Source organism: Streptomyces showdoensis (assembly GCF_039535475.1).
Classification (GTDB): Bacteria; Actinomycetota; Actinomycetes; order Streptomycetales; family Streptomycetaceae; genus Streptomyces; species Streptomyces showdoensis.
Genome location: NZ_BAAAXG010000026.1, coordinates 1,126,763 through 1,144,673, shown reverse-complemented (window position 1 = coordinate 1,144,673; position 17,911 = coordinate 1,126,763). Strand labels below are relative to the sequence as shown.

The following is a 17,911-nucleotide window of genomic DNA, read 5'->3' as shown; positions in this document are numbered from 1 at the left end:
CCGACAGGCACGTCCCAGGCGCCCCGGGGCGCCTCAGACGGTCTCGTCGTCCGCCAGCTCGGCCACGCCCGTGATCCGGTGCAGCGGGTACGTCCGCACCTCGTCGGCCGTGTGGTCGTACCCGGTCACGAAGCCGCCCTCGACCCGGACCGGCGCGATGACCCGCTGGCTGGCCGCGCCCTCCGCGTTGACGTAGCCGATCCACACGGCCGAACCGGTCATGGCGGCGGCCTGCACGGTGGCCAGGGTCTCGGCGGCCGAGGTGCGGGGGAGTTCGCCGGCCGCGAGCGGCGTGGCGGGCTCCTTGCGGACCACGGTGGCGGCCCGGTCGCCCGCCCGGATCGCCCGCACCGCCGCCGTGAGCAGCGTGGCGTCCGGGGCGGGAGGGCCGTCCGGGACCGGGGCGGGAGGGGTGCGCGGCGGGGTGCGGTACGCGTCGGCGCGGGTGATCAGCACGTCGCCCTCGGCGGACTCGGCCGCGGGCGCGTACCCCATCGCCCGCAGCCCGTCGAGCAGCGCGGACGGGTCCGCCTGCGCGGCGAGCACGGTCGGGGCGAGCCGCCGCAGCCGCAGCGGGGCCGACCGCCGGTCGGCGAGGATCTCGCCGAGCACCGCGTCGTCGTCGCAGCGCACGTACGCCGACGCGGCGCCGACCCGCAGGTGCCCGTGCTTCCGCGCCACGTCGTCGATCAGGTACGAGAGCGGCTGCGGCACCGGCGTGCGCGCGTGCGCGGTCAGGAAGTCGTGCAGGTCGGACGCGCTGCGCCCGGCGTCCAGGGCCCGGCGTACGGATCCGGGCGTGAAGCGGTAGACGGTCGCGCCGCCCTTCGACTCCACGTCGGCGAGCACCGAGAGCACCTCCGCCAGCGGGCGGCGCAGCGGCCCCGGGGCGACGGCCGTCAGGTCGGCCTGGAGCAGCACGTGGTCGACCGCCTCGGGCAGCAGCGGCGCCAGCAGGGTCGCGGCCCGCGAGGCGGCGACGGACGGCTCGCAGTCGCCCGGGTGGGCGGATTCGGGGGCGGCCTCCGCGAGCGGCAGGTTGAGCAGCGCGCGGGCGGGCGAGGCGAGCGCGCCGCGGCCGGTGACACCGAGGAGTTCGGCCTCGTCGAGGGTCCAGGCGGCGATCCGGGCGCGCAGGTCGGCGGGGGTGCCGGAGCCGCCGTCGTCGGTGCCGGGGCCGCCGGTGCCGCCCCGCAGCGGCCGGTCCCAGCGCAGCCGGGCGAGCACCGAGGCGCGGTCGGCGGCGGAGCCCGGCGGGAGGGTCGCCTGGAGGGCGAGGACCCGGTGGCGCACCTCGGGGGCGGCCGCCCGGTCGAGTCCGGGGCCGAGGGCGGAGAGGGCGCGGCCCTTGCCGTCCAGGGTGCCGACCAGGCCGGAGGTGCGGGTGGCGGCCAGCCACGGGACGACGAGCCGCACCCAGCGCTCGGCGGGCGGCAGGTCGAGCCAGTCGTCGTACGCGGGGGTCGGCGCGTAGCGCTCGTCGGCCTCCCCGTCGGAGGCGAGCAGTCCCGCCCCGTACAGCAGCTCCAGCCAGAACGCGGCGACCTGCTCGCCGGTGTCGAGGGCGGCGGCCGTGCGCTTCAGGTCGCGGACGGCGAGGCCGCCGGCCCGCAGCACCTGCGGGCCGCCCTGGTCCCAGGACTTCAGCAGCTCCTCGGCGGTCGCCAGCGCCGTGTACGCCTGGCCGGCCGCCGCGCTGTCCACCACCTGGGGACGGTACTCGCGGGCCGTCCCCACGACGGGGGGCACCGGCTCCGGCGTGCGGTGCGCCCGGCCGCCCCGCAGGTGCAGCGCCGCCTCCCGGGGCAGCACCACCGTCCGGGTCGACACCGGGAGCAGCAGCCCCCGGTCGCGCAGCCAGCGCACCGGCGGCGTCGGATTGGCCGTCACCTCCCCGTACGGCGGGCCCCACACCAGCCGGTCGAGCACCGTGAGCGCCTCCGGCGGCGCGGTGTCGAGCAGCGCCGCCATCCTCGTACGGTCCGTGAACAGGCTCGTCAGCGCCGCGACCGCCGACACCGGGTCGTGGGTCGCGGGCAGCCCGGCCGCCGCGATGATCTCCTGGAGCCGGCCCGGCGACATGCCCGCCGTCGCCTCCGCGACCGTCGGGCCGAGCCCGGTCGGCGAGGGGTGCTGCGCCGACGGGGCGAGCAGCTCGCGCGCCGTCCGCACCAGCCGCAGCCGCTCGTCGTCGCCCCACACCAGCGCCTGCTCGCGCAGCACCCCGACCGCGCGCGGCAGCGCCGCCTCGATCTCGGGCTCGCCGCCGTCGCCGGTCAGCAGCTCCAGCAGTACGGGGTAGGGGGCGGGGTCGGGCGCCACGGCCAGCGCCTCGGCCGCCTGCAGCGCGAACCGGTCCAGCCGCTCCAGGGCCCGCACCACGGAACCGCGGGTGCCGGCCCGGGTGGCCAGCTGCGTCAGGTCGTTCGGCACCGGCGAGAGCAGGTCCGGGCGGGCCCGCAGCAGCGCGGCGATCCCCCCGTCGCCACCGGCGCGCAGCGCCTCCGCGAGGGTGCGCGGCGCCGCGCCGACACCTGTTGCCTCGGGCACGTGCGCCTCCCGGTCCAGCTCACCGATCCCCATCCGCACCACGTTAGCCCCTGCGCAGGCGCTAACGTCGTGCCGTGGGGATCGAGAACGACCGGTTGGTCTTCGACTATCTGAGCCGCGTCGGCGACCTGGCCCAGCAGCGCCGGATGCCCTCGGCCGAGCGCCGCGAGCTGGTCACGGGCCTGCGCGACGAGATCGAACGCCGCCGCACGGTGAAGGGGGAGCCGGTGCGGGGGATCCTCGGCGACCTGGGTACGCCGGACGAGGTGGTCGACGGGACACGCCGGGTGCCGGGTCCACGGCCCGACACCGACACCGAGGCCGAGGCCGAGGCGGTGCCCGCGCCCCGGGAGCCGGACTGGTGGCGTGCGGACGCCACCGGGGCCGGCGGCGATGTCGTCGACGCGATGGACGTCCCGGCCGCCCTCGGCTTTCACGGCGGGGTGGAGATCCCGGAGCTCCTGGAGCCGCCGGACGCCGAGGACGACGCCGATGACGACGCCGCGACCGCCGAAGACGCTGACGAGGAGGCCGTACCGGAGGAGCGCGGGGCGGCGCTCCGCCGCCGTCTCTCCTTCCGCCTCGGCAGCCCCCTCCTGCTCGTCTCCGCCGCCCTCCTCCTGACGGGCGCGGCCGGCGGCTGGCTGCTCCCGCTCGCCGCGGGCTGGGTGCTGACCTACTTCTCCCGCGAACGCCGCGCCGCCGCCCTCACCCTCCCGGGCCTCGCCGTCACCGCGGGCGCGGTCTGGCTGTGGGGCCGCGTCGGCGGCCGCTGGGGCGACCCGGTGGCCCCGGGCGGCGAGGCGCTGGGAGCGGCCCTCTCCGACACCTGGCCCTGGACCCTGCGGGCCGCGGCGATCGCGTCGGGGCTGTACCTGCTGTGGCGGTCGCGGCGGGGGTGAGCGGGGCTCAGGGGCGGGGGTCCACGACGTCGGCGAAGGGGATGGCGGCGTCGGCGGTGACGGTGAACAGGTCGTATCTCTTGTTCTCACGCTCCGTCTCGGCGTCGCTCATGAAGCCCTTCCCCTTGAACGTGGAGATGTTGGAGTCGAAGTTGGAGTCGGCCTCGCCCAGGCCCCACCACGCGGTCACGTAACGAGGCTTCCGCGTCACGTTGACCAGGTTGTTGTTGTTGCGAACCTGGGCGTTGTAGGCGAGGAACTCGCCGTGACACTTCTCCTCGGGGCAGTACAGGACCGACTCCTTGTCCCACGAGTACTGCTCCGTGCTGAAGGCGGCGAGGTCGATCCTTCCCCGGTCCATCCGCATGACGTGGAGCTTCAGCTGGGCCTTGACCGTGTCGTACTCCGACGCCTTGGGGATCTCGACGATCTTGTCCTGGCTGAACTCCTCACCCGGTTCGTACCAGTTGCCGGGTCCTGAGAACGGGCCGACGCCGAGGGAGGTGTCCCCGACGGATTCGACGTGGCGCCACGCGTCGTGCTCCCCCTGCTCGAGTGCCGTCCTGCGGTCCCGCAGTTCCTCGCTCTTCTCGACGTACTTTCCCCCGCGCCCGTAGACGGACCAGTCGCCGGCGAGGATGTAGAGGGGAACGGTGCCCGAGTTCTTCAGCCGGAACGTCACGGGAACGTGGTAGACCGGCTCGTCGAGGTCCAGGCGCGCTTCTCCGAACCGTGCAGAGACGTCCAGCTTCGCCGGTGCCGTGGTGGGCTGGTACATGGCCGAGTAGGCCAGGTTCACCGCGGCGAGCAGCGCGGTGACCACCACCCCGGTCGCGATCTTCGTCGGATGCGGAGTGCCGCGCCACACCTTCCCCCTGATCACCACCCACAGTGCCCACAGGGACCAGGCGCACAGAGGGAAGATCGCCCACATGTACGGCGTGTACTCCATCTCCTCGGACCACAGGAAGATCAGCAGGGTGGTGACGGTCAGGGCGATCAGGACGCCCACGAGGACGATCGCCCCGGAGGCCGTCAGGCCGCGTTTGCCCCAGTAGTCGACGGCCGCGACGGCCGCCGCCACCTCGGTCACGCCCCCGAGGATGAACAGGAACCCGGAGATCCGCCCCGCGAAGGTCAGCGCGTTGAAGGCGTCCGGGGCGCCCACCGTGGTCAGCAGGACCCCGCCGGTCACCAGGCCCGCCACCATCAGGACGATCACCGCGTGCCTGCGCCAGCTGTGATCGGGCCAGGTGTCGCTTCCGCCGCCCAGCCAGGACACGCGGGACCTGTCGTCCGGGTCCAGGTCGGGAGGGACGCCGTGGCGCCGGAGCAGGGTCCGCAGTTCTCGCAGCGACCAGACGCTGCCCACCGTCTCGCCGCCGATGCGCACCTCGCGCAGGCCGCGGTTGTTCGGCGGATGCACCGTGATCTTGGTCCGGCGTTCCATGCCCACAGACTCCCGCCCCGGCGGGCGCCCCGCAGGAGGTGTTGCCCCGTTGGAGTGCGGAAACGCCCTGGAGAGGGACTACACGCCGGTCACCCCCGTACCGGCTCCGCGTCCTCCACCGCCCCCGACCACGGCGCGCCCGGCACCACCAGGGGCGACCCCGTCACCGGGTCGGGCACGACCACCGACTCCAGGCCGAACACCTCGCGGACGAGCTCCGCCGTGACGACGTCCCCCGGGGCGCCCTCCGCCACCACCCGGCCGGCCTTCATCGCGACCAGGTGGTCCGCGTAGCGCGCGGCCTGGTTGAGGTCGTGGAGGACGAGGACGACGGTGCGGCCGCGGACGTGGTTGAGGCGGCGGACCAGGTCCAGGACCTCGACCTGGTGGGCGATGTCGAGGTAGGTGGTGGGCTCGTCGAGGAGGAGCAGGTCGGTCTCCTGGGCGAGGGCCATCGCGATCCACACGCGCTGGCGCTGCCCGCCGGAGAGCTCGTCCACCGAGCGGTGCGCCAGGGCGGCGACGTCGGTGCGTTCCATCGCGTCGACGACCGCCCGCTCGTCCTCCTCCGACCACTGCTTCCACCACGCCTGGTGCGGCTGCCGGCCGCGCGCGACGAGGTCGCCGACGGTGATCGCCTCGGGGGCGACGGGCGTCTGCGGGAGCAGGCCGATGGACCGGGCGATCCGCTTGGTGGGGACCTTCGCGAGCTCCTCGCCGTCGAGCAGGACGGCCCCGCCCCTGGGCTTGAGGAGCCGGCCGAGCGCCCGCAGCGTGGTCGACTTGCCGCACGCGTTGGGGCCGACGATGACGGTGACCCGGCCGTCGGGGATCGCCAGGTCCAGCTCGTGGACGACGGTCCGCTCCTCGTACGCGAGGGTCAGCTCCCGCGTCGCAAGCCTGCTCACGATCTGCCTCCTACTCCACGGCTGCGCATGATCAGCCAGATCAGGTACGGGGCGCCGACCGCCGCCGTGAGGACGCCCACCGGCAGTTCGACGGGGGAGAAGAGCCGCCGGCCCAGCAGGTCGGCGGCGACGACGACCAGCGCGCCCATGAGGGCCGAGCACAGCAGCGGGATCTGGGCGGTGCGGGTGGTCCGGCGGGCGATCTGCGGGGCGAGCAGCGCCACGAAGTCGACCGGTCCGGCGACGCCCGTGGCGACCGAGGCCAGGATCACGCCCACCGCGACGAGCCCGAGCCGGACCCGCCCGAGCCGCACCCCGAGCGCCGTCGCCGTGTCGTCGTCGAGCGCCACCGTCCGCTGGGCGCGCGCCGCCCACAGCACGGCCGGCAGCATCACGAGCAGCGTGATCCGCAGCGGCAGGGACTCGTCCCAGCCGCGCCCGTTGAGCGAGCCGGTCATCCAGATCTGGGCCTGCTGGGCGACCAGGTAGTCGCCCTTGGTCATGAACAGGGTGGTCAGCGAGCGCAGCGCGATGGCGAAGCCGATGCCGATGAGCACGAAGCGGGTGGCGTGCAGCCCGCCCCGCCAGGCGAACACGTACACGAGCGCGGCGGCGAGCACGCCGCCGGCGATCGAGAGGTACGGCAGGACGGTGTACGAGGCGAGCCCGAAGGTCATCGCCGCCACGGTCACCGCGCCCGCGCCCTGGCTGATGCCGATGATGTCGGGGCTGGCCAGCGGGTTCCGGGCGACGGTCTGGATGAGCGCGCCCGCGATCCCGAAGGCGGCGCCGACCATGAGCCCGGTCGCGAGCCGCGGCAGCCGCAGGTCCTCGACGACGAAGGCGGCGGGCGCGCGCTCCCCGGCGAGGATCTTCAGGACCTCGGCGGGGGCGACGAACCGTTCGCCGACGCAGAGGTACGCGACGCAGACCGCGGCCAGCAGCAGCACGAGCCCTGCGGCGACGAGCGCGGAGCGCCGGTGGACGAGGAAGGAGGCGCGCCCGGCGCGCACGAGCCCGTACCCGGCGGGGCGCACGGGGGCGGTGGTGGCGCTCACGCGGGCACCGCCTTCCGGCGCACCAGCGTCACCAGGAACGGCACGCCGATCAGGGCGGTCATCACGCCCGCCGGGACCTCGCCCGGCGGGAAGAGGATGCGGCCGAGGACGTCCGACACCAGCAGCATCACGGGTCCGATGAGCGCCGCCATGGGCAGCACCCAGCGGTGGTCGCTGCCGACGACCGCGCGGGCGATGTGCGGGACGGCGAGGCCGACGAAGGCGATCGGGCCGGCGGCTGCGACGGCGGCGCCGGTCAGCACGGTCGCGCCGAGGCCGCCGACGATCCGCACGGTCGCGACCCGCTGGCCGAGGCCCTTGGCGACGTCCTCGCCGAGGGCGAGCGCGTCCAGGCCGCGGGCGACGGAGACCACGAGGACGGTGCCGAGCAGCAGGAAGGGCCAGATCTGGGCGACGATCTGGGCGTCCCGGCCGTCCAGCGAGCCGATCTGCCAGAACCGGAACTCGTCGAGGGCGGACGCCTTCGTGGTGAGGACCCCGGTCGTCACGGAGAGCAGCAGCGCGTTGATCGCCGCCCCGCCGAGCGCCAGCTTCACCGGGGTGGCGCCGCCGCGGCCGCGGGAGGCGATCGCGTACACGGCGACGGAGGCGAGCGCGGCGCCGGCGAAGGCGAACCAGACGTACCCGGTGAGGGAGTGCACCCCGGCGAACGCGATGGCGAGCACGACGCCGACCGAGGCTCCCTGGCTGATGCCGAGGATGCCGGGGTCGGCGATCGGGTTGCGGGTGATGCCCTGCAGGGCGGTCCCGGCGAGGGCGAGCGCGGCGCCGACCATGAGGCCGATCAGGGTGCGGGGCACCCGCAGCTCCCGTACGACCTCGGCGTCGGGGCTCGTCGCGCCGTGCAGCAGGGCGTCGACGACGGTGGACGGGGGGACGGCGCGGGCGCCGACCGCGAGGCTCAGCAGGATCGCGAGCACCAGGGCGGCGAGGGCCGCGCCGGTCGCGACGGCGCGCCGGGTACGTGGGGCGGTCATGTACACCCATCAGAGGGACGAGGTTCGGTAAGGCTTGGCTAAGTCTAGACAGCGGCCCCTTTCGAACACCCGGGCACAATGACCCCTATGACGACGACCTCCGCGCCCGTGCCCCTGAGCCCCCTCACCGTCGGTTTCGACCTCGACCTCACGCTGCTCGACACCCGTCCCGGGATCAGGGCGGCGTTCGAGGCCCTCTCGGCCGCCACCGGCGTCCCGGTCGACGCCGAGCTCGTCGTCACCCGGCTCGGGCCGCCGCTGGAGCAGGAGCTCGCGCACTGGTTCCCGCAGGAGCGCGTGCCGGAGATGGCGGCGCTCTACCGGGAGTTCTACGGCGTCCACGCGATCGAGCCGACCGTGCCGATGCCCGGGGCGGTGGATGCGATTCAAGCCGTTCGCGAGGCCGGCGGCCGGACCATCGTGGTGACCGCCAAGAACGAGCCGCAGGCCAAGCTGCACTTCGCGCACCTCGGCATCGAGCCGGACGCCGTCATCGGCGGTCTGTTCGCCGAGGGCAAGGCGGAGGCGCTCCGTGCCCACGGCGCGGGGGTGTACGTGGGTGATCACGTCGGCGACGTGCGCGGGGCGATGACCGCCGGCGCGTTCTCGGTCGCCGTGGCGACCGGCCCGTGCGCCCCCGAGGAGCTGCGCGCGGCCGGCGCGGACGTGGTCCTCGACGACCTGACGGACTTCCGTGCCTGGTGGGAGGCCTACCGGGGCTGAACCGTCGCGGCCTGGACCGCGCGGGCCCGGCGCCGCTGGACGGCGATCGAGCGGAACACCCCGGCGCCGGCGACGAGGAATCCGACGCCCATCAGCATGGAGACGAGGTAGGCGACGGTCGGGAACGGCTTCGTTCCGAGGAACAGCGGAGCCACCGTGACCAGCGTCGCCACCGCGCCGACGATGAAGACGATCGCGCCGGCGCGGACCAGGCCGTCACCCGGCGCGCTGTCGTCCGCGGGCGTCGAGGGGGCCGAAGGGGTTTCACTACGCATTCGGCCAGGGTAGTTCCCAGGCGCGGACAACAGTCCGGCGACGTCTTGTCACCGGGCCTGATCCCATTAGCCTTGGTGCCGGCGGGTCCGCGATCAGTGACCCGCTGTATCTCTTTCCCGAGCCGGAATCCCGGCGCACCCATCGAGTACGAGGACGAGGACGGACGTGCCTACCGGCAAGGTCAAATGGTTCAACAGCGAGAAGGGCTTCGGCTTTCTCTCCCGCGACGACGGCGGCGACGTCTTCGTGCACTCGTCGGTGCTCCCGGACGGCGTCGACGCCCTGAAGCCGGGCCAGCGCGTCGAGTTCGGCGTGGTCGCCGGACAGCGCGGCGACCAGGCGCTCTCGGTGACGGTTCTGGACCCGACCCCGTCCGTCGCCGCGGCGCAGCGCCGTAAGCCCGACGAACTGGCGTCCATCGTCCAGGACCTCACGACGCTCCTGGAGAACGTCACGCAGCAGCTGGAGCGCGGCCGCTACCCCGACAAGGCGCACGGCGGGAAGATCGCCGGCATGCTCCGGGCGGTCGCCGACCAGCTCGACGTCTAGTCGCCCGTCCCCCCTCCGCTAGGGGAAGCGCAGCGCGTCCGGGCCGAGGGGCGGTACGAGCCCCTCGGCCGCGGCGCGCGTGAGCAGCCCGCGCACCGCCGCGTAACCGGTCTCGCCGAGGTCCGCGGTGAACTCGTTGACGTAGAGACCGATGTGCTGATCGGCCACCTTCGGGTCCATCTCCTGCGCGTGCTCCAGTACGTACGGCCGGGAGACGGACGGGTCGTCCCAGGCCATCCGGACCGATGCCCGCGCCGACTCGGCGAGCAGCCGCAGGGTGTCCTCGCCCAGCGAGCGCTTGGCGATGATCGCGCCGAGCGGGATGGGCAGCCCGGTGGTGTGCTCCCAGTGCTCGCCCATGTCGGCCAGCGCGTGCAGGCCGTAGTTCCGGTACGTGAAGCGGGCCTCGTGGATGACGAGCCCCGCGTCGACCTTGCCGTCCCGCACGGCGGGCATGATCTCGTGGAACGGCAGCACCACGACCTCGCCGACCCCGCCCGGGACGACGTCCGCCGCCCACAGCCGGAACAGCAGATAGGCCGTCGAACGCTCGCTCGGCACGGCGACCGTCTTCCCGGTCAGGTCCGCCCCCGGCTCCCGGGTCAGTACCAGCGGCCCGCAGCCGCGCCCCAGAGCGCCGCCGCAGGGCAGCAGGGCGTATTCGTCGAGCACCCACGGCAGCACGGCGTACGACACCTTCAGGACGTCGTACGGGGCCTCGCCGCCCTCGGCCCAGCCGTTGGTGAGATCGATGTCGGCGAAGGTCACGTCGAGCCGGGGCGCCCCGGGGACCCGGCCGTGGGCCCAGGCGTCGAAGACGAAGGTGTCGTTCGGGCAGGGCGAGTAGGCGATCTTCAGCTTGGTCACGACGGGGGCTCCGACTCCACGGGGGCGGGGACGACGGGGGGCGGCGGGGGTGGTGCGGGCTGCGGGCCCGGCGGCGGACCCGACCGCCGGCCCGGCTGCGGGCTCGGTGGCCGCCTCGGCGGCAGGTTCGGTGACCGGCCCTGCGGTGGGCAGGCCGGTGGGCGCGGCGGTGGGCGCGGCGGTCGGGCCGGCGGTCGGGCCGGCGGTGGCGCGCGGGTGCGTCCCGGGGTGTTCCGCGACGGTTCCGAACACGTCCCGGTCGAGCAGCGCGAAGGTGTCCCGCAGGGCGCCCAGGGCCTCGCCGATGCGCCAGGCGGCGCGGTCGCGCGGGCCGACGGCGTTGGACACGGCCCGGACCTCCACCACCGGCAGGCCGTGCGCGGCGGCCGCCTCGGCCACCCCGAAGCCCTCCATCGCCTCGGCGACGGCGCCGGGATGACGTTCCGCCAGTTCGGCGGCGCGGGCGGCGGTGCCGGTGACCGTGGATACGGTCAGTACGGGCCCGACGGCGCACGGCCGCCCGCCGTCCGCGAGCGCGCCCGCGATCCGTGCGACGAGCCGCTCGTCCACCGGGTGCACCGAGCGCCCGAAGCCGAGCGCGTCGACGGGCAGGTAGCCCTCGGGCGTCTGTGCCCCCAGGTCGGCCCCGACGACGGCGTCCGACACCACGACCGCCCCGATCGGGGCGTGCGGCGCGAAACCCCCGGCGATCCCGGCCGACACGACGAGCGCGTACGGGTCGGGGGCACAGGCCAAGGCCGTCGCCGTGGCGGCCGCGGCGGCCGCGGGACCTACGCCCGCGACGAGCACGTCGGCCCGCGCGTGGCGGCGCAGGACGAAGCCGCCGGGCAGCGGGGACTCGCCCCCGCCCGGCCCGGCGGACCCGAGACCGCCGGCGACGGAGTCGGCCTCCGCCGCCACCGCGGTCACGATGAGGATCCGGTGGATCAGGACTTCTTCTTGAGCTCGAAGTGCCAGATGCCGGTCACGGTCTTGCCGGTGTTCTCGACGATCGTGACCTGGGTCTTGTTCGTCGACTCGCCCGACTGGCTGGAGAAGAAGGCGCTGGCCGGGATGGTCCGGTACGTCTTCTTGTACGGCTCCGGCTCGGCCTGCTGGCCGCCCAGGAAGATGGTCCAGCCGTTCTCGGCGATCTCCGGGTCGACGCCGAAGCGGATCTTGTCGTCGGACTCGACGCTGATGGACTTCTCGGCCTTCTTGTTGAGGCAGGCCGGGATCTGCGACTCCTTGATGGGGTCGCCGTCGTTGTAGCAGGCCGCCTCGGAGTTCACCGACTCGGTCCCGACCGTCACGGTCGCGAGCGGCGTCGGCTTGTCGCAGGCGGAGAGGACGAGGAGCCCGGCGGAGACGGCCCCGATGGCCACGACGGCCCGGCGGCGCTTGCGGGTGAGGAACGCAACGGTCATGGGCCGAAGGCTATCGGGCCGCCGCGTCCACGCCACGCGGGGGTACGGCGTGCCGCCCTCGGAGCGACCCGTTGTATGCATTCGTCCCGGGTCCCCGCACCAGCCCGCCCCTACGCCACCCGGGCCTTCGCGGTCCCGCCCCGGCCCTTCTGCCGCCGTGCCGCCGTCAGCAGGCCCCGTACCGAGAGCGAGGCGCCGACCGCCAGGATCCCGGCCGCCACCGACATGCCCACCGTTCCGTTCAGCGGCAGCGCGATGCCGATCCCGCCGCCCACCACCCACGCCATCTGCAGCGCCGTCTCCGAACGGGCGAACGCCGAGGTGCGGACGACCTCCGGCACGTCGCGCTGGATCAGCGCGTCCAGGGACAGCTTCGACAGGGCCTGGGTCAGGCCGGCCACCGCGCCGAGGACGGCGACCATCAGGCCGCCGAAGAAGATCGCCGTGCAGATCGCGGTGCCCAGCACCGCCGACAGCATCGTGGCGATGATCACCTCGGGCCCGTGCCCCCGGTCCCGCAGCAGCGAGCCGACCGCCGTGCCGCACGCGTTGCCGACGCCCGCCGCCACGCCCACGATGCCCAGCGAGACCGCCGCGCTCTGCCCCGACAGCGGGTGCACGCGCAGCAGGAACGCCAGGAAGAAGATCAGGAAACCCGACAGCATCCGCTGCGAGGCGTTCGCCTGGAGCCCGTGCAGGACGGATGGCCCGACCGTGCGCAGACTCGGCTTCTTCTCGCCGTGCGTCAGCAGGTGCGCCCGCCGTTCACCCTTCGCCGAGTCGACCTTGTGGGGCATCCGCAGCGCCCAGAAGGTGCCCAGCAGGAACAGTGCGCACGCCCCGTACAGCGGCCAGGCCGGCCCGATCAGCTGGAGGCCGGCCCCGATGGGCGCGGCGATGCCGGTGGCGAGCAGCCCGGCGAGGGTCACCCGGGAGTTCGCCTTCACCAGGGAGAAGTTCGGTGGCAGCAGCCGCGGCACGACGGCGCTGCGCACCACCCCGTACGCCTTCGACGCCACGAGCACGCCGAGCGCCGCCGGGTACAGCTGGAGCCCGCCGGTGGCGACCGCCCCGGACATGGCGACGGCCAGCACCGCCCGGGTCAGCATCGCGCCGGCCATGGCGGCGCGCCGGCCGTGCGGGATGCGGTCCAGGAGCGGGCCGATGACGGGGGCGAGGAGGGTGAAGGGCAGCATCGTGATGCCGAGGTAGAGCGCGACACGGCCGCGCGCCTCGTCCGTCGGCACGGCGAAGAAGACCGTGGTGGCGAGCGCGACGGTGATCATGACGTCGCCCGCGCCGTTCACGGCGTGCAGCTCGATGAGCTTGCCCAGGCCCGACTCGCCCGCGCCGTGCGCGTGGGTGGCCCGCCGGATGCCCCTGGCCGTACCGGTGAAGGGCAGGTGGAGGGCGCGCCCGAGCTTCCGGCCCGCTCGGCTGAGCGGCCCGGCATGATCGTGGGATCGTGCGGAAGACCGTGCGGCTGCCACTCCGTCATAGTGCCCCACGCGCCCCTCGAACGAACCGTGGCGCGGCCCGGAGGAACTCCTCGATCGTCCGCGATGCGGGCCGTTTGGTACGGGCAGGTGGGCGGCGGGCGGCGGAGAGGGTAGCGTGCGTAGCGCGTCACCGGCGGATGTTCTCGGCCGCGCGCCTCTTCGGCATCCCGCAGAATGGATGACGATAGGTGTGCCCGAGACGCGCGAGTCATGTCGGGCGTGGACGTCGATGCGGCCCTCTGGTCCGCTCCGCCCACGACCCGGGACTTCGCTCCCGCTCCTCGGCCGGCGCACCCGTGAGACGGCGTAGGAGAGAAGCGAGACCTGTGAGTGCTGCGACGACGCGAACCCCGCGTACCCCGCGAGCCACGCGTACCCCCGACCGCCTCTGCGTCGAGGCCGTAGAGCTCGCCCGCGAGGCCGCCGAGGAGGCGGCCGCCCCCGGCATCGTCGGGGAGCACGTCGAGGCGATCGCCGAGGGCGACCGGGTCGTCACGCACTTCTTCGAGTGCAAGGAGCCCGGTTACCGCGGCTGGCGGTGGGCCGTGACGGTCACCCGCGCCTCCCGAGCGAAGAACGTCACGCTTGACGAAACCGTCCTGCTGCCCGGCTCCGACGCCCTGCTCGCGCCCGAGTGGGTGCCGTGGAGCGAGCGGCTGCGGCCCGGCGACATGGGCCCGGGCGACCTGCTGCCCACCGAGGCGGACGACCTGCGTCTGGAGCCCGGCTACTCGGGCGAGGACGCGCCGCCGCCGAACTCGGCGGTCTCCGAGGAGCTGGCCGACCACCTGGACGTCGAGGACGCGGAGATCGTCTCCCGTACGCCGTCCCGGGGCGCGATCGGCGCGGTCGCCGAGGAGCTCGGCATGCGCCGCGCCCGGGTGCTGTCCCGCTACGGCCTGCACGTGGCGGCGGACCGCTGGGACGAGGCCTTCGGGGCGAAGACGCCGATGGCGCAGGCGGCACCGGCGACCTGTGTCTCCTGCGCCTTCCTGGTGCCGATGGCCGGCTCGCTGAAGCAGGCGTTCGGTGTGTGTGCCAACGAGTTCTCGCCCGCGGACGGCCGGGTCGTCTCCCTGTCGTACGGCTGCGGGGGCCACTCCGAGGCCGCGGTCATGCCGAAGCCGCCGCGGCCGGCACCGCCGGTGCTGGACTCGATGGCCGCGGACGAGTTCCCCCTCCGCCCGGCGAAGGACTCGGGCTCGACGACGGAACCCGACACGAGCTCGGACGACCTGGGCCACTCGTAGCCGACCCGGCGGGGTCATCGGGGCGGGCGCGGTATTGCCCCCGCGCGCCCCCACGGGGGCACGCGCCCCCACGCCGGTCCTGCGGTACGGCGCGGTACCTTCGGGCACCGGCCACCTTCCCCGTCCCGCAGAGTGGAGTCAGACGTGAACGTCAGCGTCAGGACGTCGACCGACGGAACCGACCCCTTCGGTACCGCACGGCTCCGCAGAGGCGTCCTCGACGCGTGGGGCGCGGGACCCGCCCGCTTCCGGGAGGACGCCAACGCCGAGGAGGACCTGGTCCTCGGCGGCTACCGCGACCGGCTCGTCGTGGAACTGGCCCAGAACGCGGCCGACGCCGCCGCCCGCGCCGGCGTCACCGGCCGGCTCCGGCTCACCCTGCACCCGGCCGACTCCGACGGCCCCGCCGTCCTCGCCGCCGCCAACACCGGCGCCCCGCTGGACGCCACCGGCGTGGAGAGCCTGTCCACGCTCCGCGCCTCCGCCAAGCGGACCGCGCACGACACCACCTCCGTGGGCCGGTTCGGCGTCGGCTTCGCCGCCGTCCTCGCCGTCTCCGACGAGCCGGCCGTCCTCGGCCGCCACGGCGGCGTCCGCTGGTCCCTCGCGGAGGCCCGCGAACTCGCGGCGGACGCGGCCCGGCACAGCCCCGGCCTCGGCGACGAACTCCGCCGCCGCGACGGCCACGTACCGCTGCTGCGGCTCCCGCTGCCCGCCGAGGGCACCGCGCCCGACGGCTACGACACGGTCGTCGTGCTGCCCCTGCGCGACTCCGCCGCCGTCGACCTCGCCGAACGCCTGCTCGACTCGATCGACGACGCCCTCCTGCTCACCCTCCCCGGCCTCACCGAGGTCGTCGTCGAGACGGCGGCCGGCATCCGCTCCCTGGTGCGGGACGAGCGGGACGGCTACGTGACCATCAGCGACACGGCCGATTCCGCCGACCGGGCCGCCGGCACGCACCGCTGGCGGACCGTCAGCCAGGCCGGCCCGCTCGACCCGGCCCTGCTCAAGGACCGTCCCGTCGAGGAGCGGCTGCGCCCGCACTGGTCGGTCACCTGGGCCGTGCCCGTGGACGCGGAAGGCGCCCCGCAGTACCCCCGTACCAGCGCCGTCGTGCACGCCCCGACCCCCACCGACGAGCCGCTCGGCATCCCCGCCCTGCTCATCGCGTCCTTCCCGCTGGACACCGCCCGCCGCCACCCGGCGCCCGGTCCGCTCACCGACTTCCTGGTACAGCGGGCGGGCGACGCCTACGCCGAACTCCTCGCCGAGTGGCAGCCGGTGACCCCCGCCACCCTCGACCTCGTGCCCGGCCCGCTCGGCAAGGGCCCCCTCGACGGCGCCCTGCGCGCCGCGGTCCTGGAGCGGCTGCCGCGGGTCGCCTTCCTGGCCCCCGCCACCGCCTCCGAGGAGCTGCCCGCGCTGCGGCCGATCGAGGCCGAGGTCGTGGAGGGCGCGGGCGCCGAGACGGTCGAGGTGCTGGCCGAGGTGTTCCCGACGCTGCTCCCCGCGGGCCTGGAGCGCCGGGTGGAGCTGCGCACGCTGGGCGTCGGCCGGGTGCCGCTGACCGAGGCCGTGGACCGGCTCGCGGGCGTGGACCGGGCGCCGTCCTGGTGGTGGCGCCTCTACGACTCGCTGGCGGGCGTCGACCCGGACCGGCTGACGGGCCTTCCGGTGCCGCTGGCCGTGCCGGAGGGAGAGCGGCCCGGGGCGGCGTCGCCCGAGCCGTACGGCGTCGGTGACATCGGTGACATCGGTGACATCGGTGACGTCGACGGCGCGGAAGGCATCGACGGGGGCCTCGGCGGCCTCGGCGGCGGGGTGCAGCCCTCGCGGGTGCGGACCACCATCGGGCCGCGCCAGGTCCTCCTGCCGCAGGAGCGCACCCCCGCCGAGCTGACCCGGCTCGGCCTCAAGGTCGCGCACCCGGAGGCCGCCCACCCGCTCCTGGAGAAGCTCGGCGCGCTCCCGGCCACGCCCCGGGCCGTGCTGACGACCCCGCAGGTCAGGGCGGCCGTCGCGGCCTCGCTCGACGCGGGCGAGATCTGGGACGAGGACGCCGACACGCTGGACGCCGAGGAGCTCGCCGAGACGGTCCTCGCGCTCGTCCGGGACGCCGACCTGGCCCCCGGCGACGAGCCCTGGCTCGGCGCGCTCGCGCTGCCCGACGAGGACGGCGAGCCCGCTCCGGCGGGCGAGCTGGTGCTGCCGGGCTCGGCCTTCGCCGCCGTGATGCGCGAGGGCGAACTGGCCCTGGTCGACCAGGAGCTGGCCGACCGCTGGGGCGAGCAGCCGCTCGCCGCGTGCGGCGTCCTCGCGGACTTCGCCCTGGTCCGGGCCGCCGACCTCGTCCTCGACCCGGACGAGCTGGAGCCCCGCGAGGGCGACTTCGCCGAACCCGACGACGCGGGACTCCTGGACGCCGTCGACGTGTGGTGCGAGGACGTCCTCGACCGGCTGCCGGAGACCCCGGTGCCGCCGGTCGCGACGGAGATCGTGGCGGTCCGGGACCTGGACCTGGTCGACGACGACGCCTGGCCGCAGGCGCTGGCCCTGCTGGCCCGCCCGCCGCTGCGGGACGCGCTGACCCAGCCGGTGCGGGTGCTGCTGCCGGACGGCACCACGGAGACCGTGCGCTCGTACACCGCCTGGTGGCTGCGCGACCACCCCGTCCTCGACGGGCGGCGCCCCGCCGGACTGCGCGCCGAGGGCACGGACCCGCTCCTGCTCGGCCTGTACGACTCCGTCGACGCGACCGGCTTCGAGGACGAGCAGGTCCTGCGCGCCCTGGGCGTACGGACGTCCGTCCCGGCGCTCCTGGACGAGCCGGGCGGTGCCGCCGAGCTCCTGGGCCGGCTCGCCGACCCGTCCCGCGAGGTGTCGGGCGCCCAGCTGCACGCCCTGTACACGGCCCTGGCCGACCTCGACCCCGAGCAGGTCACCCTCCCGGACGAGCTGCGCGCGGTGGTGGACGGCGCCCTGGTCGTCGTCGACGCGGCCGAGGCGCTGGTCGCCGACGCCCCCGACCTGCTGCCGCTGGCGGCGGGCCTGCCGCTGCTGCCGGTAGCGCCGGACCGGGCGGCCGAGCTGGCCGAGCTGTTCCAGGTGCGCCGTCTGAGCGAGGCGGTCGAGGCCGAGGTGACGACGGTGGGCGAGGAGCACGAGGTGCCGTCGGCGGTGCACGCGCTGCTCGGCCCCGCGACCCCCGGCACGTACGTCGAGCACGAGGAACTGCGTGCGGCCGGCGTCGAACTCGACTGGCGCCGCACCCCCGACGGCGTCCTCCACGCCGCCACCCTGGAGGGCGTCGCCGCGGGCCTCGCCTGGGCGGCGGGGCAGTGGCCGCGCCGCTTCGAGGTGGCGGCGCTCCTGGAGGACCCGTCGCGGACGGCGGAACTGGCCCGGGACCGTTGGTTCGACTGACGGGACGGGCAGGGCCGGCCCGGACCCG

Annotated in this window: 14 protein-coding genes and 1 pseudogene; 5 read left to right on the top strand and 10 right to left on the bottom strand. The window is 75.0% G+C overall.

Features of this window, described 5'->3' with window-relative positions:
• Positions 1-33 precede the first annotated feature (33 nt).
• The gene (locus ABD981_RS17905; RefSeq protein ID WP_123954295.1) at positions 34-2,583 is read right to left on the bottom strand and encodes a helicase C-terminal domain-containing protein; all 2,550 of its coding nucleotides are present in this window, start codon (positions 2,581-2,583) and stop codon (positions 34-36) included.
• Between the two features lie 41 nt (positions 2,584-2,624).
• On the opposite strand from ABD981_RS17905, the gene ABD981_RS17900 reads away from it, so the two are divergent.
• A complete protein-coding gene (locus tag ABD981_RS17900) occupies positions 2,625-3,452 on the top strand; it encodes a hypothetical protein (protein ID WP_046906541.1) in 828 nt (275 codons plus the stop codon).
• 7 nt (positions 3,453-3,459) lie between these two features.
• On the opposite strand, the gene ABD981_RS17895 is transcribed toward ABD981_RS17900, so the two are convergent.
• From ABD981_RS17895 to ABD981_RS17880, 4 genes are all read right to left on the bottom strand, one after another.
• On the bottom strand, positions 3,460-4,902 hold the full coding sequence (locus ABD981_RS17895; RefSeq protein ID WP_046906542.1) for a hypothetical protein: 1,443 nt from the start codon (positions 4,900-4,902) through the stop codon (positions 3,460-3,462).
• Positions 4,903-4,991: 89 nt separating this feature from the next.
• Positions 4,992-5,810: an ABC transporter ATP-binding protein gene (locus ABD981_RS17890; protein ID WP_123954296.1), complete on the bottom strand. Its 819-nt coding sequence runs from the start codon at positions 5,808-5,810 to the stop codon at positions 4,992-4,994.
• Positions 5,807-6,868, bottom strand: a complete 1,062-nt coding sequence (locus ABD981_RS17885) for a FecCD family ABC transporter permease (RefSeq protein WP_046906543.1) — start codon at positions 6,866-6,868, stop codon at positions 5,807-5,809. The genes ABD981_RS17890 and ABD981_RS17885 overlap by 4 nt, the downstream gene beginning before the upstream one ends.
• Positions 6,865-7,866 (bottom strand): FecCD family ABC transporter permease, encoded by a 1,002-nt coding sequence (locus tag ABD981_RS17880; protein ID WP_046906544.1) that lies wholly within the window; start codon positions 7,864-7,866, stop codon positions 6,865-6,867. Before ABD981_RS17880 ends, ABD981_RS17885 begins: the two co-directional genes overlap by 4 nt.
• Before the next feature lie 78 nt (positions 7,867-7,944).
• On the opposite strand from ABD981_RS17880, the gene ABD981_RS17875 reads away from it, so the two are divergent.
• A complete protein-coding gene (locus tag ABD981_RS17875; RefSeq protein WP_046906545.1) occupies positions 7,945-8,589 on the top strand; it encodes an HAD family hydrolase in 645 nt (214 codons plus the stop codon).
• Here ABD981_RS17875 and ABD981_RS17870 read toward each other — a convergent pair.
• Entirely contained in the window at positions 8,577-8,864 is a 288-nt protein-coding gene (locus ABD981_RS17870; protein WP_046906546.1) for a hypothetical protein, read from the bottom strand. The two genes, ABD981_RS17875 and ABD981_RS17870, sit on opposite strands and share 13 nt — an antisense overlap.
• A 166-nt stretch (positions 8,865-9,030) precedes the next feature.
• On the opposite strand from ABD981_RS17870, the gene ABD981_RS17865 reads away from it, so the two are divergent.
• On the top strand, positions 9,031-9,414 hold the full coding sequence (locus tag ABD981_RS17865; RefSeq protein WP_046906547.1) for a cold-shock protein: 384 nt from the start codon (positions 9,031-9,033) through the stop codon (positions 9,412-9,414).
• 18 nt (positions 9,415-9,432) lie between these two features.
• Here the strand turns inward: ABD981_RS17865 and ABD981_RS17860 are convergent, their stop codons facing one another.
• The 4 genes and pseudogenes from ABD981_RS17860 to ABD981_RS17845 all read right to left on the bottom strand — a co-directional run bounded on the left by ABD981_RS17860 (position 9,433) and on the right by ABD981_RS17845 (position 13,198).
• Complete coding sequence (locus ABD981_RS17860; RefSeq protein WP_205628123.1) at positions 9,433-10,281, bottom strand: 1,4-dihydroxy-6-naphtoate synthase; 849 nt, start codon at positions 10,279-10,281, stop codon at positions 9,433-9,435.
• A 267-nt stretch (positions 10,282-10,548) separates the two neighbouring features.
• A pseudogene (locus ABD981_RS17855) lies at positions 10,549-11,214 on the bottom strand (futalosine hydrolase); the annotation flags it as partial.
• A gap of 14 nt (positions 11,215-11,228) precedes the next feature.
• Positions 11,229-11,708 carry a hypothetical protein gene (locus ABD981_RS17850; RefSeq protein ID WP_046906548.1) on the bottom strand — a complete coding sequence of 160 codons (480 nt, stop codon included), beginning with the start codon at positions 11,706-11,708 and terminating at the stop codon, positions 11,229-11,231.
• A 110-nt stretch (positions 11,709-11,818) separates the two neighbouring features.
• Positions 11,819-13,198, bottom strand: coding sequence for an MFS transporter (locus tag ABD981_RS17845; protein ID WP_046906549.1), 1,380 nt, complete (start codon positions 13,196-13,198; stop codon positions 11,819-11,821).
• Positions 13,199-13,533: 335 nt separating this feature from the next.
• Between ABD981_RS17845 and ABD981_RS17840 the strand changes: the two genes are divergently transcribed.
• Positions 13,534-14,457, top strand: a complete 924-nt coding sequence (locus ABD981_RS17840) for a DUF3027 domain-containing protein (RefSeq protein ID WP_046906550.1) — start codon at positions 13,534-13,536, stop codon at positions 14,455-14,457.
• A 132-nt stretch (positions 14,458-14,589) separates the two neighbouring features.
• Positions 14,590-17,883 carry a sacsin N-terminal ATP-binding-like domain-containing protein gene (locus tag ABD981_RS17835; RefSeq protein WP_046906551.1) on the top strand — a complete coding sequence of 1,098 codons (3,294 nt, stop codon included), beginning with the start codon at positions 14,590-14,592 and terminating at the stop codon, positions 17,881-17,883.
• The last annotated feature ends 28 nt before the right edge of the window (positions 17,884-17,911 follow it).